Annotated in this window: 13 protein-coding genes; 9 read left to right on the forward strand and 4 right to left on the reverse strand. The window is 45.6% G+C overall.

Features of this window, described 5'->3' with window-relative positions:
* Positions 1–4 precede the first annotated feature (4 nt).
* Positions 5–1417: a tRNA uridine-5-carboxymethylaminomethyl(34) synthesis GTPase MnmE gene (gene mnmE, locus IE103_RS08240; RefSeq protein ID WP_189345621.1), complete on the forward strand. Its 1413-nt coding sequence runs from the start codon at positions 5–7 to the stop codon at positions 1415–1417.
* A gap of 21 nt (positions 1418–1438) precedes the next feature.
* Here mnmE and IE103_RS08245 read toward each other — a convergent pair whose 3' ends face one another.
* The 3 genes from IE103_RS08245 to IE103_RS08255 are packed head-to-tail and all read right to left on the reverse strand — an operon-like array spanning position 1439 to position 3706.
* Positions 1439–2146 (reverse strand): DUF6058 family natural product biosynthesis protein, encoded by a 708-nt coding sequence (locus IE103_RS08245; protein ID WP_189345622.1) that lies wholly within the window; start codon positions 2144–2146, stop codon positions 1439–1441.
* Positions 2147–2166: 20 nt separating this feature from the next.
* Complete coding sequence (locus tag IE103_RS08250; RefSeq protein ID WP_189345623.1) at positions 2167–2511, reverse strand: antibiotic biosynthesis monooxygenase family protein; 345 nt, start codon at positions 2509–2511, stop codon at positions 2167–2169.
* 1 nt (position 2512) lies between these two features.
* Positions 2513–3706, reverse strand: a complete 1194-nt coding sequence (locus tag IE103_RS08255) for a cytochrome P450 (RefSeq protein ID WP_189345624.1) — start codon at positions 3704–3706, stop codon at positions 2513–2515.
* A gap of 75 nt (positions 3707–3781) precedes the next feature.
* Here IE103_RS08255 and IE103_RS08260 point away from each other — a divergent pair, with 75 nt between their 5' ends.
* The 5 genes from IE103_RS08260 to IE103_RS08280 all read left to right on the forward strand — a co-directional run bounded on the left by IE103_RS08260 (position 3782) and on the right by IE103_RS08280 (position 9192).
* Positions 3782–4486: an ArsR/SmtB family transcription factor gene (locus IE103_RS08260; protein WP_189345625.1), complete on the forward strand. Its 705-nt coding sequence runs from the start codon at positions 3782–3784 to the stop codon at positions 4484–4486.
* A 428-nt stretch (positions 4487–4914) separates the two neighbouring features.
* Complete coding sequence (gene metX, locus IE103_RS08265; RefSeq protein ID WP_189345626.1) at positions 4915–6042, forward strand: homoserine O-succinyltransferase MetX; 1128 nt, start codon at positions 4915–4917, stop codon at positions 6040–6042.
* Positions 6039–6647: a methionine biosynthesis protein MetW gene (gene metW / locus IE103_RS08270; protein WP_189345627.1), complete on the forward strand. Its 609-nt coding sequence runs from the start codon at positions 6039–6041 to the stop codon at positions 6645–6647. The genes metX and metW overlap by 4 nt, the downstream gene beginning before the upstream one ends.
* On the forward strand, positions 6647–8176 hold the full coding sequence (locus IE103_RS08275) for an MFS transporter (RefSeq protein ID WP_189345628.1): 1530 nt from the start codon (positions 6647–6649) through the stop codon (positions 8174–8176). The genes metW and IE103_RS08275 overlap by 1 nt, the downstream gene beginning before the upstream one ends.
* Positions 8177–8268: 92 nt before the next feature.
* Positions 8269–9192 (forward strand): M48 family metallopeptidase, encoded by a 924-nt coding sequence (locus IE103_RS08280; RefSeq protein WP_229827172.1) that lies wholly within the window; start codon positions 8269–8271, stop codon positions 9190–9192.
* A 165-nt stretch (positions 9193–9357) separates the two neighbouring features.
* Here IE103_RS08280 and IE103_RS08285 read toward each other — a convergent pair whose 3' ends face one another.
* Positions 9358–10128: an exodeoxyribonuclease III gene (locus tag IE103_RS08285; RefSeq protein WP_189345629.1), complete on the reverse strand. Its 771-nt coding sequence runs from the start codon at positions 10126–10128 to the stop codon at positions 9358–9360.
* A 242-nt stretch (positions 10129–10370) separates the two neighbouring features.
* On the opposite strand from IE103_RS08285, the gene IE103_RS08290 reads away from it, so the two are divergent.
* The 3 genes from IE103_RS08290 (at position 10371) to pyrE (ending at position 15847) form a co-directional block, all read left to right on the forward strand.
* Positions 10371–11741 (forward strand): class I SAM-dependent methyltransferase, encoded by a 1371-nt coding sequence (locus IE103_RS08290; RefSeq protein WP_189345630.1) that lies wholly within the window; start codon positions 10371–10373, stop codon positions 11739–11741.
* The gene (locus tag IE103_RS08295; RefSeq protein ID WP_189345631.1) at positions 11731–15066 is read left to right on the forward strand and encodes a glycosyltransferase family 4 protein; all 3336 of its coding nucleotides are present in this window, start codon (positions 11731–11733) and stop codon (positions 15064–15066) included. The genes IE103_RS08290 and IE103_RS08295 overlap by 11 nt, the downstream gene beginning before the upstream one ends.
* Positions 15067–15181: 115 nt before the next feature.
* Positions 15182–15847 carry an orotate phosphoribosyltransferase gene (gene pyrE, locus IE103_RS08300; RefSeq protein WP_189345632.1) on the forward strand — a complete coding sequence of 222 codons (666 nt, stop codon included), beginning with the start codon at positions 15182–15184 and terminating at the stop codon, positions 15845–15847.
* The last annotated feature ends 335 nt before the right edge of the window (positions 15848–16182 follow it).

The raw sequence follows: 16182 nt of genomic DNA on the forward strand, positions 1-16182 counted from the left end.
CCCCATGACACATTCTTATGACAGTACGCCTATCGTTGCAATCGCTACCGCTCCCGGTCGTGGTGGTATTGGCGTGGTTCGTATTTCTGGTAAAGATCTCAGCGAGATCCTAAGTAATTTATTTGGTAGTACAGTCTTGAAGCCAAGACATGCGACCTATCTTGATTTCACACAAGCGGATGGCACGGTGATCGATCAAGGTTTGGCCATTTCGTTTAAAGCACCACATTCTTACACTGGTGAAGAAGTTCTCGAATTGCAGGGACATGGCGGACCAGTGGTGATGCAGATGCTACTGAGTCGCTGCTTAGAGGCAGGTAAAGAAGTTGGTTTGCGTTTGGCTGAACCCGGTGAATTTACGCAGCGTGCTTTCATGAACGATAAGCTCGATTTGGCGCAAGCCGAAGCGGTCGCCGATTTGATTGAAGCCTCGACAGAAGCTGCCGCCAAATCAGCATCGCAATCGATGTCAGGTGCGTTTTCAAAAGTGATCCATCAGTTGGTTGAAAAAGTGGTGCACTTACGTATGTTGGTTGAAGCCACATTGGATTTTCCTGAAGAAGAAATCGACTTTTTAGAAAAATCCGACGCACGTGGTCAACTGAGTGAAATTCAAAAATCTCTACGCGCGGTTTTCGAACAGGCAGCGCAGGGTGCTTTGTTGCGCGAAGGTTTGAATGTCGTGCTGGCAGGGCAGCCAAATGTTGGTAAATCATCTTTATTGAATGCATTGGCAGGTGATGACATTGCGATTGTGACGCCGATTGCTGGTACGACACGCGATAAGGTCACAGAGACGATCCACATCGAAGGCATTCCACTGAACATCATCGATACTGCTGGCATTCGCCACGATTATGATGAACCAGAGTCTGGCGAAGTTGTCGATAAGATCGATGCGGTCGAACGTATCGGTATCGAACGAACTTGGAACGAAGTGCAAAAAGCTGATGTGATTTTGCATTTGCTCGATGCCAGCCGTGGACCTACCCGCGCTGATGAAGACATTGCAGCGCGCTTTCCTAGTGACGTGCCCGTGATCTGTGTATGGACTAAAATCGACATTTCTGGGCATCACGCCAGTGTTGATACGGTCGGTGATTTAACCCAAGTGTATTTGTCAGCACAAGAGCATTTGGGCATGGATTTGTTGCGCCAGGAATTATTACGGATCGCTGGTTGGCAGCAGACAGGCGAGTCTCTGTATTTAGCGCGCGAACGTCACTTGATCGCACTAAAACACGCACACGAACATTTGGAACAAGCCGCTGCGTATGCTGCGCAGAATGATCAGTCCCTTGACTTGTTCGCAGAAGAATTGCGTTTAACCCAAGATCGTTTAAATAGCATCACGGGTGAGTTCACTTCGGACGATTTGCTGGGCGTAATTTTTTCGCGCTTTTGTATTGGCAAGTAAGTCGTATTCTCAGTGTCCTCCCTAGAGGACACTTAGGGTCTTTCGCAAATCCTCCACTAGGCGCTTACGACTACTGCGAGGATATTCCAAAGGTGAAAATGGCATGGTGCTATTGGCATAGTCATCGATGAGTTTTTTCAGCGCTGACAGATCTTCGTTTTGGTAATCAACACGCTTTCCGTTGTCGGTGATGGCACTCAATTTTTCCTGTAAAATTTCTTTATGCACGATATTGGCGATGCTATCTGGCTTCGCTACGCAAAGGCTGAATATGCCATTCAAGAAGTGCTGCCAATTGGTGTTGACTCTTTGCGCTATGCCAGCCGCGATTGCTGCACCAGCCGCATCAAAACAATCTTCTAAGCGATAAGTGTTGCTGTTTTTGATCGTTAAAGCTCGCACGAACTCCTCGACAAAACGTCGTTTTACAATCGCTCTTGCTTCGTCTTTAGGATGACGTTGTAAGGTGGTGAATGCATACCTAGTCCACGTTGCAGCCGCCGGATGAAAGTAGATTCCTGCTTTCAATTCCTCGACATAATCTGAATCGATCAGTTCACCAAAGACTACGGATTTACAGTGCCGTGAGTCGCTGATTTGGTACGATGGCGCCGGAATAAGTTGGGCATCCACCAGTTCTTCGATGTCTTGTAGGCTAAGCTCGCAGCGCAGGGCGAATTGTGTTTGATTGAGATAATACTGGTCGAGATAAGCTTGGGTTGAATTCATGGTTGTTTTGTGACTTTGCATCATTGATGGGCTGTGCGACTATCGGCTGGTGCTTGGTCTCGATCAGTCAGTCCGTAATCGCGAATCACTGCCGCGATCCGCAAACGGTAGTCAGAGAAAATAGCGCCACGTCCGATACTTTGTGCTGCACGATGCGACTCGACATTGCGCCAATTTTTCACGGCGTCTTCATCACGCCAAAAAGAGAGCGACAAAATTTTTTGAGGATCACTAAGACTTTGAAATCGTTCTATCGAAATGAATCCGTCTATATCGGCTAGCAGTAGTTTCAAGTCGGCGGCGATATCGAAATAGGCCTGCTTGTGTTCAGCGTGTGGTAAGACCTCGAAAATAACCGCGATCATATTATTTCCCTTCTGTTGTGTTTGATTCGTGAAACAAAGGAATCCGCCCATTGAGTGAAGGGCGGTACTGCCATTCCAATGCTTGCCATCGTTCCGCTGTGCTATGCGAAATCACATGCGACAGCGCGAGTGCAGATATTGAAAGCGCTAATGCCTGTCCTGGACATTGATGTCGGGCGTGGCTGAAAGTGAAGCTGTATCTGTCGTTTCTTTGTAGTTGAAAAGTCTCTGGATTTCGGTTTGCCTGTGGATCGCGATTGGCAGCAGCTAAAAGCATTAAAACGGCTTCGTCTGCCCGTAAAAGTTGACCAGCTATTTCGATATCCTGTGTCACAAAGCGGCGGGTATTTTGTACTGGTGGATCGTAACGCGCCACTTCAGCGATGAAATCTGTGATGCGTTCCGGCTGGGCCACAAGCTGCTCGCGAAGTTGCGGCTGCGTATGCAGAGTGACGATACTATTACCGATTAAACCAGCTGTGGCCTCATAAGTTTGCGATAGCAGGCCGATCAGATTGGCAATAATAGCATCGCTGTTGTGCCAGCCTTTTGACTCTGCTTCCGCCTGCAGGCGCGCTAAAAAACTCAGCGGCGAAGCTGTCGACATCCGTAACAATTCCATAAAGTATGTTTGCAGTTCACGGGCAGCGGCATGTGCATTTTGAATCTGTTCATCTGTGCTAAGCGGAGACAAACATGCAACGAAGTCACGCGTCCAATCGACAACTTGCGCCAAGTCATCATCCGAGAAACCACAGAGATGTGCCACAAGGCTGACAGGAAACGCCATTTGCCATGCATTGATGTGGGCACTCGATTGCAATGGAAAATTACCAGCAAGACGTTGGAATAATTCTTTCGCTGCGCTTTGATGCTGGCTGAAATTGATGTTCCGCAAGGAAGTTTGTAACACCTGTTTTGGGATGTGATGTTGGACACCTTCGTTCATGCGAACTAAGTACCCAAAAACTTCAGCAGCATTTCCCGATCGGATATTCGAGGGAATTTTGTCCGCAGGTGGTCGCACCACAAAGACCTCTGAGCTTAGTATCGCTTGCACTACTTCAGCGCTACTAGCGATCCAAAGTTTGAGTTCAGGGTCGTAACCTAATGCGGCAAGGTCTCGTAGCGCTCGATAATGTGGATACGGATTCGCATGACTGGCGAGAGTTAGTGGGTTTTCTATTGTTGGCATGGGAACATCTTTGCTGACTTGAAGAGTTCCAGTATAGGACTTGTCTAGCAATAACAATTCGCTTACCATCAAACTATGCCTGTACATTATGCCGATACCCGTCTTGCCGAAATTGCCGCTGCTATTGCCGAGCCGGCACGTGCGCGGATGTTGTGTGCTTTGATGGATGGGCGCGCACGAACCAGTACAGAATTGGCAGCGATCGCGGAAGTGACTGCGTCAACTGCGAGTACGCATTTGAGTAAGTTGCGCGATCAGGAATTGGTGCAAGTCGTTGCGCAAGGTAAACATCGCTATTATCAATTGGCTGGTGAGCAAGTGGCGGCGGCTATAGAAGCGCTGCTCCATATCGCTGCCATTCCCACGCCAAAGTTTGCGCCAACCACACCGCAACGATTGCGCCAGGCTCGCACTTGTTACGACCATTTAGCTGGTGAAATTGCAGTCGGCGTGCATGATGCAATGTTGCGCAAAGGTTGGCTACGTATCGATGCAATTGACAGCACAAAGTATGCAATCAGCGAGCAAGGTCATGCCGTATTTTCTGAATTTGGATGGGATTTGTCGAACATCGATAAATCGCGTCGTAAAAAGGCCTGCGCCTGTTTGGATTGGAGCGAGCGCAAACCTCACTTGGGTGGGGCACTTGGCGCGTTGTTGTTGCAATACGCCATGCAGCAACAGTGGTTCGAAGCCGATTTGGAAGGCCGTGCGCTGAGTCTTACCAGTAAAGGCAAGCGCCAGCTAATGAAGTTGTTCGATTTTGTCCCTCAAACTTGACTGCTTAATGCAGGAGATACGGCAGAAAATATTGCCGAAAATGATGTGGTCTTTCACATAAAAAAGTACACAGTAAGCCTTTTCGTTGCAGGTCAGGCAATTTGACCTGCGGCGCGAACTTGGTTATCCTTCGCACATTGCGCCGATTTGAAATCAGCTTGCGGGCGCGGTTTGAATAGTTAAATAGATATTTAAACAAATAAATACGGCTAAAGCGAGCTTGAATGCCGCAGTACCTCCCTTCATTCAGCCCCTCTTTTAGCCCCTTTTTAAATTCGAACTTACGCAAAACAGACGCTGACGTCGTTTTGTTCGCCTCGCCGTACAATTGTACTGTCTTCGGCTTCTTGCCTAGTCAGCGCAATTTTGCGTAAGTCCTAAAACATTTTTTTAAAGTTGAGACTAGTTTGGTCTCTAGGGAATAGCTTATGTCATCCGTTGGAATCGTCACGCCACAAGCGTATCGCTTCACCGAAGCTTTGCCTTTGCAAAGCGGCGCGAGTATCGCCGATTACACCTTGATGGTGGAAACTTACGGCACATTGAATGCCGATAGATCGAATGCGGTGTTGGTCTGTCATGCCTTAAACGCCTCGCATCATGTCGCTGGTTATTATGCCGATCAACCTAAAAATATTGGTTGGTGGGACAACATGGTGGGGCCGGGCAAGCCACTTGATACAAACAAATTTTTTGTGATTGGGATCAATAACTTAGGTTCTTGTTTTGGTTCCACTGGTCCGATGCATATCAATCCCGCGACTGGCAAGCAGTACGGCGCGGATTTTCCGGTTGTCACGGTAGAAGATTGGGTGCGTGCGCAAGCGCGTGTCGCGGATGAAATGGGTATCACCCAATTTGCTGCTGTCATGGGTGGCTCGCTTGGCGGTATGCAGGCTTTGGCTTGGAGTATTTTGTTTCCTGAGCGGCTGCGTCATTGCGTTGTGATTGCATCGACGCCCAAACTCTCAACACAAAATATTGCGTTTAATGATGTGGCACGGCAGGCGATTCTGACCGATCCCGATTTTCACGGTGGCGATTTTTATGCACACAAAGTCGTGCCCAAGAATGGCTTGCGTGTCGCTCGTATGATCGGTCATATCACCTACTTGTCGAACGACGATATGGCTGAAAAGTTTGGGCGTGAATTAAAAACAGGCGACTACCAATTTGGCTATGGTGTCGAGTTCGAGATCGAATCTTATCTGCGCTATCAAGGGGATAAATTCTCAGATTATTTTGATGCGAACACGTATTTGTTGATCACCAAAGCACTCGATTATTTTGATCCTGCACGCGAGCATGGCGGCGATTTGAGTAAGGCTTTGGCCGTGACAAAGGCGCAATTTTTGTTGGCGTCGTTCACTACCGATTGGCGCTTTTCACCTGAGCGTAGTCGAGAAATCGTGAAGGCTCTGGTTGATAATCGACGTACTGTTAGCTATGCAGAAATTGATGCACCTCATGGGCATGATGCTTTCTTGTTAGATGATGCGCGTTACCTGAATTTTATTGCTGCTTATTACAATCGCATTGCGCAGGAGTTTGCATGAACGTTCAAGAATTGAAATTGTTACGACCAGATCTCGCGTTTATTGCCGATTGGATTGCACCACAAGCGCACGTGTTGGATGTCGGCTGTGGTGATGGCGTCATGCTTGAATATCTGCAAACCGATAAACAATGCACAGGTTATGGAATTGAGATCGCTGATGACAAAGTCTTAGAATGCGCTAAGCGTGGTATCAATGTGATTCAACAAGATATGGAAAATGGCTTGAGCATTTTCGCAGAACATGCTTTTGATACTGTTTTGTGTTTATCGTCTTTGCAAATGATGAAGCATGTTGAGCCTTTGCTGCGCGATATTGCACGGGTTGCCAACGAAGCGATTGTTTCATTCCCCAACTTTGGATACTGGCCTCATCGCACCGCATTGTTGCGCGGCAAAATGCCAGTGTCGAAATCCTTGCCATTTGAATGGTACGACACACCAAACGTACGCTGTGCAACGATCTATGACTTTGCCGATTTAGCGGATGATGTTGGCTTAGAAGTGATGGAATGCGTCGCCTTACATGAAGGCAAACAGATACACTGGTTACCGAATTTGCGTGGTAGTCTTGCGGTTTTCCGTTTACGCAAGAAGTCTGCATAATGAATCAAATTGAACCTGCTGCGAAATCGCATTTATTACGTTCCAAATTGTTCTGGGTAAGTCTTTTGTATTTTTCAGAAGGCTTTCCTTTGGGATTGTTCTACGATTTATTTCCCGTGTATTTTAGGCAGCAGGGGGTTGAGTTATCGAAGATTGGTTTGCTCAGCTTGCTTGGACTGGCGTGGTCACTGAAGTTTTTATGGGCACCGGTTATTGACTACACGCGCCGGCATCGTTATTGGATGGCAGCGGTCGATATTGGCATGGGCTTGGTGATGATGTATTTCGCCTATAACGCTGGCTTTGGTTCTGGTGTTTGGGTGGCGATCGGCGTATTCACGGTGTTGTCAGCCACCAATGATATTGCGATTGATGGCTATACGATAGAAAGGCTCGATAAGCGCGAGTATGGATTAGCCAACGGATTTCGGATTGGTTTTTACCGCGTCGGCATGTTAACCGCAGGTGCTCTGTTATGGTTCTCGGATTATGCTGGATGGAATGCGACTTACTGGTTGTCAGCTGCGATTTTTGTTGGGATGGCGATTCTAAGTTTGGCAGCACCGAAAGAAGATGCGCGTAATCCGAATTTAAATCAAGTTAGTGCGAATCAGGAATTTGGTTTTCTTACTGAAAGCCCGGCACTCATGCTGTCGATTGCGATGTTTATTCTTGCCTTGTTATGGCCGATTATGAATGCGCTAAGTATCGAATCCATCGCCGTATTGAAAAAAACTTGGTGGTTTAAATCGATTCCTGTGGCCTTGATTTTATTGGCTGCATTTATTTTCCGTTATGGATTTCAGCGCATCTCTGCGACACATTGGGAATCATTGCAAAATGGTCCTGTCTTCGGGGCATTGATTTCACTGTTAAATCGCAAGCACGCGTTTGTGATTATCTGTTTTATTCTTATTTTCAAGTTAGCCGATTCCTCGATTGGTTTTATGATTAAACCATTCTGGGTTGATAGTGGTTTTACGAATACGCAGATCGGTATGATTTCGGTTAACTTGGGCTTGGCATTGTCGATTGCAGGTGGTGTGATTGGCGGCTGGTATACCGATCGCGTTGGCATTTACAAAGGTTTGTGGTTGCTCGGATTGACGCAAGCATTTTCTAATTTAGGCTATGTCATCGCGGCGATGACGATCCCGCAAGTTGCGCAAGGTAGCGAAATCGCCTTGTCTCATCAGGCGATTATGTATAGTGCGAGTGCCATCGAATCCCTGACCCAGGGTTTGGGTACTGGCGCATTTTTGGCGTTTATGATGGCGATTGTGGATAAATCGAAAGCCACAACAGAATATGCGATCTTGTCATCCATTTTTGCTTTTTCACGTTCAATTGCGGGTTGGGCAGGTGGCGTTGGTGCGCAAGAGATGGGATATACCTCCTACTTTTTGTTGACGTTTGTACTTGCGTTCCCTGCTTATTTGATGCTGCCTTGGATTAAGCAAGTATTGGAAAGCGCGAACAACGCAGGTAATGCAAGCAAGGTAAGTGATGCGGCATCGGCTTCAAAATAAATTGCTTGATACGCCTGTGTGCTTGAGACCTTGTTGGCATTGCGAACATTTGAATTCACAATACTTTGCAGTCAGAAAAAATGGAGAGTGTTATGATGAAAATACTTAAACATCATCATTTTGCTATGAAATCTTTAACTACTTCTTTGTTACTTGCCGCTGGTTTGATTTACGGCTTACCCGTGTTGGCGCAGAATAATGCGCCGCAAGAGGGAGTGAATGTCGGCAAGATGTCGATAATGCGTAAGATTGTTCCCAGCGGTGCACTAGAAGGGCAAGCTGCGCAACAATATATGCAGACCATGCAAACCGCGCAGCAAAAGCGTGAGCTAGCGCCGGATAATCATCCGCAAGTGATACGCTTACGCGCAATCGCAAAGAAGATGATCCCCTTCGCTTTGCCGTGGAATCCGCGTGCGAAGGAATGGAAGTGGGAAGTCAATCTGATCGCCTCGACACAAATTAATGCCTATTGCATGCCTGGCGGAAAAATCGCTTTCTACACTGGCATTCTCGATACACTCAAGCTAACAGATGATGAAGTGGCGATGATTATGGGGCATGAAATTGCCCACGCATTACGTGAGCACGGTGCAGAGCGAGCAGGCAAGTCGATGGCAATGAGTGGTGCAGCAAAACTGCTTGGAATTTTCGCTGAATCGAAAGGCTATGATGGCAACATGGTTGCAGGAATTGCTGGTACTGCTGGTAATGTGGCTATGCTTAAATTTTCTCGTGAAGACGAAACAGAAGGCGACATCGTTGGGATGGACTTAGCCGCACGTTCAGGATTTGATCCACGCGCTGGTGTGACCTTATGGCAAAAGATGGGTTTGGTGAATCAAAAAGCACCACCGAAGTGGTTATCCACTCACCCTGCTGGTGAAGATCGTATTAAAGAAATCCGTAAGCACTTTCCTGAAGTCATGCCTTTATATGCGCGTGCCAAAGGTGTCAGTTTGGCAAACTTGCCGCCATATCGTAGTAATGTAAAAGGTATACCTGACGTGCAGTGATCGCATCTGTTTCTAAACAAAAAAGCTTGGAGAACTTTTGTTCACCAAGCTTTTTTGTTTTGGAGTCGAGAGAGTCTGGGAGCAGCAATTACCAAACATATATCCATTAATATTGTTAAGCTGTGATTGTAGTCACCTCAAACAATTTGTGCTGATGGTTTATTTTCAGTAATTGATAATCAAAGGCGCATGATCACTAAAGCGCTCTTCTTTGTAGATTGAAGCAGACTTCGCCTTGGCGGCGATGCCAGGAGTGGCGACGTGATAATCAATGCGCCACCCGACATTATTTGCCCAAGCTTGGCCTCGATTGCTCCACCAAGTGTAGGCCTCACCGGTGGTTTCCGGATGCAGGCGGCGATATACATCAACCCAACCCATCTGTTCGAATAACTGCGTCATCCACGCTCGCTCTTCTGGCAGGAAGCCGGAATTTTTTTGATTACTTTTCCAGTTTTTCAAATCGATTTCTTTGTGCGCGATATTCCAATCACCACATATCACCAACTCTCTGCCTTCATTAATCAGTTGATGTAGGTGTGGTGCAAATTCATCCATGAAACGAAATTTAGCTTCTTGTCGTTCTGGAGACGACGAACCCGACGGGCAATACACCGATATCACAGACAGATCGCCAAAATCACAACGGACATAGCGGCCCTCTGCATCAAATTCTGCGCTACCAAATCCAATATGAACCGCATCGGGTTTGCCTTTGCTGTAAACACCTGCGCCTGAATAGCCCTTCTTTTCGGCGTAATGAAAATGACCATGGTAGCCATGCGGCTGCAAAAAATCCGCCGTCATATCCGCTTGCTGCGCTTTCAGTTCTTGTACGCAAAGAAAGTCAGGCGATTCCTTTTTCATCCAATCAAAAAAGCCTTTTTTAGCCGCCGAACGTATGCCGTTGAGATTGGCTGAGATAATTTTTGTCATCGTTTTGTATGAAAAGAATATTGAGTTTGAAATTGATTAAATCTGGTCGGGATTTAGAGCGCTTTATAGGGCGAAGAGCATAGCGTATTTTCTTGGTTTTATGTCAGACACAGCGTTTTTGTTGATAATTCTATTTGTGAAAAATTACATAATTCATACAGGTTCGGAACTGCGGAAAACGGGTCATACCACTCAATTGCGTTTATACTCTAGCCCATTCTAAAAAGGGCATCAAATATCGTTTGCCATCATTGCCACCTTCTACCCATATGCTGCTACCAAATAATAATGAGATAGACGTCGATCTATTGTCTAAAAAAATTGATGTAATTAAATCGCGAGGGGCATCGAATGCTCATATCACTGATGAAGGGAACATTTTATCTGCGGATGTAGATGAAAAAGAAGATAAGAATCAGATCAGTGAATCGGCGCAGACTGCAGATTTGATTCCTGAAACATTCTCAGATCGAGTGCGATTGTTGTTTTCTAAAGGGATTAGTATCCGTCGTCGAATTAGTTTAATCCCAGTTATCGGAAGTGTACTGATTTGGGCAACTTCAATATTCAGACTAAATTCTATACGTCATAAAATCGCTTTAGATTTCGATTCGTTAAGGCTCGAGAATCAACGATTGCAAGACCAAATTCATCAAAACCAATGTGTGTTGAAAGATCAGTTACTGCAGATCGAAAATCAATTGCGCAATCGACATGCACGAATCTCCGCCATAGAGAGTTTGTCACTACAAACGCGTGTGCAAGGTTTAGAATCATTTTCTCAGCAAGTGAACAGTGGCAATATTGAGCGCGACAATCGTATTGCAAATCTTGTTCGAGAAATTCGACAAATCGGTACGCAGACAGCGCCTATTTCTGCGCATCCAGTTTCTGATGCGAAATTGCCGCGACCTCCTGAGCATTCTAATGAAGTTGTCGTTCCAGGACTGGACGGTTTTTACTTGGAGTTTGAAGACAATTTCCGTGGTACCTCGGAGGACATTTCTGCTCGTTTAGAAGTATATCTACCGTATCTTTTGCAGTTTAGTAATGATGCAACGGCGACCGTCATTGATATTGGTTGTGGTCGAGGAGAGTGGTTGAAGTTGTTGCGGAAAAATTCTATTCAGGCGGTGGGAATTGATATGAACTCTGCGATGGTAGATGCTTGTGTGGAGCAAGGATTAAGCGCGCAGTGTCTTGATGCGATTCATTACTTGCGTCAACAACCTGAATCAAGTCTAGCTGCGATCACAGGATTCCACATTATTGAGCACTTACCATTTAAGGTTTTGCTAAGTTTGTTTGATGCCGCTTTACGTGCGTTACGTCCAGACGGCGTGATTATTTTTGAGACACCGAATCCAGAGAACTTGAGTGTCGGCGCTTGCAATTTCTATTTTGATCCTACGCATTTAAATCCTATTGTTCCCGCGGTGGCGCAGTTTATGGCAAAACAACGAGGTTTTGCGAAGGCAGAGATTTTGCGTCTGCATCCCTATCCCGATCATTTCAAACTTGTTGAAGATTCTGAACTAGCGAAACGATTGAATGCGGCGTTATACGGCCCACAAGATTTTGCTGTCATAGCGTGGAAGACAAATGCAAATTAAATCGATACATCAATTTCATCCCGCATGTCTTGCCGGAGATGGCGTCACCAACGGAATGCTATTTACGCAAAATATTTTGCGTGGATTGGGACTGAATTCTGAAATTTTTTGTGAGCACATTCCTCCTGAATTACAAACTCAGGTAAAGCACATCTCGCAACTTGGTTTAGAGAGCAATTATTTGTTGATGGTTCATCATAGCCTTGGCTATGACAATCATTTTTGGTTGGATGCCTTGCAGGTACCCAAGTTGATGGTGTATCACAATATTACGCCTGAAGAGTTCTTGCCGGTCGAGGGCCCGTTACGCCGATTGAGTTTGTTTGGCCGTCAGCAATTACATCAATGGGCTCCGCATTTTATTGGTGGAATTGGTGATTCCGCGATCAATACACAAGAGTTAGAACAAGCCAATTTTAAAAAGCGAAAGACGATCCCTTTGTTAGTTGATGTTGATAAGGTTCGTTCAGGTGATTTTAATGCTGAGTTACTTTACTCATTACGCGGCGTAGTTAACTTGTTGTTCGTCGGCAGGGTTTGCGAAAACAAGCAGCAACTAGCTTTACTAGATATGTTGGCAGCGTTGAAGCGTAGCTACAATCAGCCGGTGCGCTTGATTCTCGCGGGTGCGACCACAAGCGAAGCTTACGAATCGCAGATCAAAGAAAGAATTACCCAGCTTGGTTTAACGCAAAATGTTGTCTTGACTGGCAAAGTAGCGCAAGCCGATTTGTTGGCTTATTACCGAGCTGCAGATGTCTTTGTATGTATGAGTCAGCACGAAGGTTTTGGTATGCCGTTGATTGAATCAATGGTGTTTGACGTTCCCGTTTTAGCCCATGCTGCAAGTGGTATTCCCGATACGATGGGCGAAGGTGGGTTATTGCTGAAAGAATTCGATCCTACCGCAATGGCGGCCATGGTACACATGGTATTGACCGAACCTGCTTTGAAGCGTCGTATTATTGCTGGACAGCGACGTAATTTAGCGCGCTTTGAAGTTGCGAATGTGAGAGCCTCGTTATTCGATTATTTGAACCGTCTTGACTTGGATTTGAATCTCAATTCGCCTAGTGTTGCTGCTGTCAATCATGCTAAACAAGTTTGGCAAGTAGAGGGGCCAATTGATTCTAGTTATAGCCTCGCAGTTGTCAATCGTGCGTTTGCTCGTGCCTTGCAAGCGCAAGGAAAACAAGTGCGGATGCGTAGTTTGGACGCGGGCCAAACGAAAGAAATTAGTCCAGAATTTTTGCAGCAAAATTCTGATATCGCTAAGATGGTGGTTCGTGCTAACAGCACTGTGGAATCGCCGGATGTCGCCTTGCGTTATTGTTATCCGCCTTATCTTGACGATATGCGTGCACGTGTACGCGCAATTCATTGCTACGGGTGGGAAGAGAGTGGCTATCCAATTGAATTCGCGCAAGGCTTTAATCGTAAATTGGATGTGGTGTTAGCCCATACCGAATTCGTCAAGAGAGCATTGATTGATAATGGTGTCACGGTTCCGGTGAAGGTTATCGGTGGCGGTGCTGATCATTTGCTCAGCGTACAGCCAATTGCACCGACAGAACAGTTGAAGCGATTCTCGTTTCTACATATATCGTCTTGTTTCCCGCGAAAAGGCGTGGATGTATTATTGCAAGCCTATGCAAAAGCCTTTCGTGCAGATGATGACGTTAGTTTGGTTATCAAAACCTTCCCAAATCCACATAATGACGTACAACAACAGCTAGAGAATTTGCGTGCCAACGACCCCGATTTTCCTTCGGTCATACTGGTTAATCGAGATTGTTCTGATGAAGAATTAGCTGGTTGGTATCAAGCTTGTGATGCCTTTGTCGCGCCAACCCGTGGTGAAGGTTTTGGATTGCCGATTGCTGAGGCAATGCTGTTTGATCTGCCTGTGATTACAACCGCGTTTGGTGGCCAGATTGATTTTTGTGATGAACAATCGGCTTGGTTGTGTGATTTTGATTTTGAGAAATCACGGACGCATTTAGGTGCCATGCATTCGGTTTGGGCGAATCCAAAAGCAAGTCATCTAGCACAGTTATTGCGTGAGGTTTATAGTCTTCCAGAATCTCAGCGTCGGGTAAAAACAGAACTAGCTCGACAAAGAATTCTGCGCGATTTTACGTGGGCAAAGACAGCAGGAAATAGCATACAAGCGATTGCCGATCTTGAACGACAACCCTTGCTGCGTACAGAGCCAAAAATTGCTTGGATCAGCAGTTGGAATAAACGTTGCGGTATCGCTGCATACTCTGCTTTCTTGTCGAATAAAATACCGACAGATCGCCTGACGATCTATGCAGATCAATGTGATGAGCGAACCGCCCCAGATGGCGAAAATGTAGTGCGCAATTGGCGTATGGGATTTGATCACAATTTAGACCAGCTCTTCGCTGATATCGTTGCTGCTGAAATTGATGTGGTCGTGATTCAATACAATTTTGGTTTCTTTACTTTAAGTGAATTAGCGAAATTCATTGAGGCATTAGAAGCACGGCAAATTCACGTACATTGCTTCTTTCACGCTACCGCGGATTTGGTGCGTCCAGATCAAACTTTTTCTTTGGGTAGCATTGCGAGCGCTTTGTCAAAAGCGACGCGATTATATGTACATGGCGTGGCGGATTTAAATCGACTGAAAGATTTTGGTTTGCTTGAAAATGTTTGCTTATTCCCACAAGGCTTATTGCCAACACCTGTCAGTAATGTCGCAGCTATTCGGCAAAGCTTGGGTATCTCTGATTCCAAAAAAATAGTCGCGTCTTATGGCTTTTTATTGCCGCATAAAGGTTTGCCACAATTAATTCAGGCATTCGCAAAATTGCGCCAACAAGACGATAGTCTACATTTATTACTGTTAAATGCCTTGTATCCAGTATCTGAATCAAGTCAAGAGCTGGAACACTGTCGCGCATTAATTGCACAATTAGGTATCGGACGCGATGTCACCATGTTGACAGACTTTTTAGCAGATGAAGCATGCGCCGCACATTTACAGATTGCTGATTTAATTGTTTACCCATATCAGCAGACGCAAGAGTCTTCCAGCGCCGCGGTACGCATGGGAATCGCTTCTGGCGTCGCCGTAGCTGTAACACCGTTGACTATTTTTGATGATGTCGGAGATGCTGTGTACCGATTGCCTGGAACATCGCCAGTCGAGTTAGCAACTGGAATGCAGACTATATTGCATGATGCTGATTTACAGCGGACGCAGATTTCACAAGCGCGTGCATGGGCACAGTCACGGCAATGGCCATGGTTATCGAATCGATTATTAAACTTGATCGACGTACTGCAAAATGAGTAGGGATAGCTGAGTGTGACTATCAGATTAGGCGTAGCGCGTTTCGTTGGTTTATCACGTTGATGTAATGATGGTCGTTTAATGACTAACAGAATTGATTGAAAATTGAGAGTTCAAGATGAAAAATCTAAAACAAGAGTTTATCCATTTTGCAGTAGATGCTGAGGTAATTCGCTTTGGCGAGTTTGTAACGAAGGCTGGTCGTAAGTCGCCTTACTTCTTTAATGCAGGCCTATTCAATAATGGCGAGAATTTGGGCCGTGTTGCGAATTTCTATGCGCAAACATTGCTTGATTCAGGTATTGCTTTCGATATGTTGTTTGGGCCGGCGTATAAAGGAATTACTTTGGCTTCCGCGACTGCAGTTGCACTTGCTGCTAAAGGGCGCAACGTTCCATTTGCTTACAATCGCAAAGAAGCAAAAGATCATGGCGAAGGTGGATCAATTGTTGGTGCCAAGTTAGCGGGGCGCGTTGTTATTGTCGATGATGTCATCTCTGCTGGCACCTCGGTTCGAGAGTCTGTTGAAATGATTCGCGCTGCTGGTGCGACGCCATGTGCTGTATTAATTGCGCTCGATAGAATGGAGCGAGCTGGCAGCGATGATCATCTTTCCGCTTTATCCGCAGTTCAGGAAATCAGTAAGAACTTTGATATTCCTGTTGTGGCGATTGCCAGTCTAAATGACTTGTTTGAATGTTTGTCGCATGCAGAGGCTGCACCAGCTTTGGTTCAATATAAAGATGCGGTTGCTGCTTACCGTCAAAAATACGGTGCTGTATAAACTGAATAATTAGAGATTCGATCTTTTTATTTATTAAAGTTGCCTTGACCGCAACTGGTCTGCAATGATTGATGTATAAGCCAGTCGCTCTGTAGAGCAGAGTCTGTTTGTAAGTATCTTTGTAAGTCTCTAGTAGATCGGTGATAAAGCTAAAATGGGTCGATTTTGTCGAGGATTTGTTTTCTAATTGCCTAATGGCAAGACAATTGTTTGACAATCAACTGACAATTTTTCCTGATATTTAGGGCTGATAGCAGGTATACTGATCAGTTCAGATTTAAATGGAAAATGTTTTTTTTGCTTGTCTTTAAAAAAACACATTTTTTAGCAACAAA

The sequence above is a fragment of the Affinundibacterium macrobrachii genome (genome assembly GCF_014652415.1).
In the GTDB taxonomy this organism is placed as follows: Bacteria; Pseudomonadota; Gammaproteobacteria; order Burkholderiales; family Burkholderiaceae_D; genus Undibacterium; species Undibacterium macrobrachii.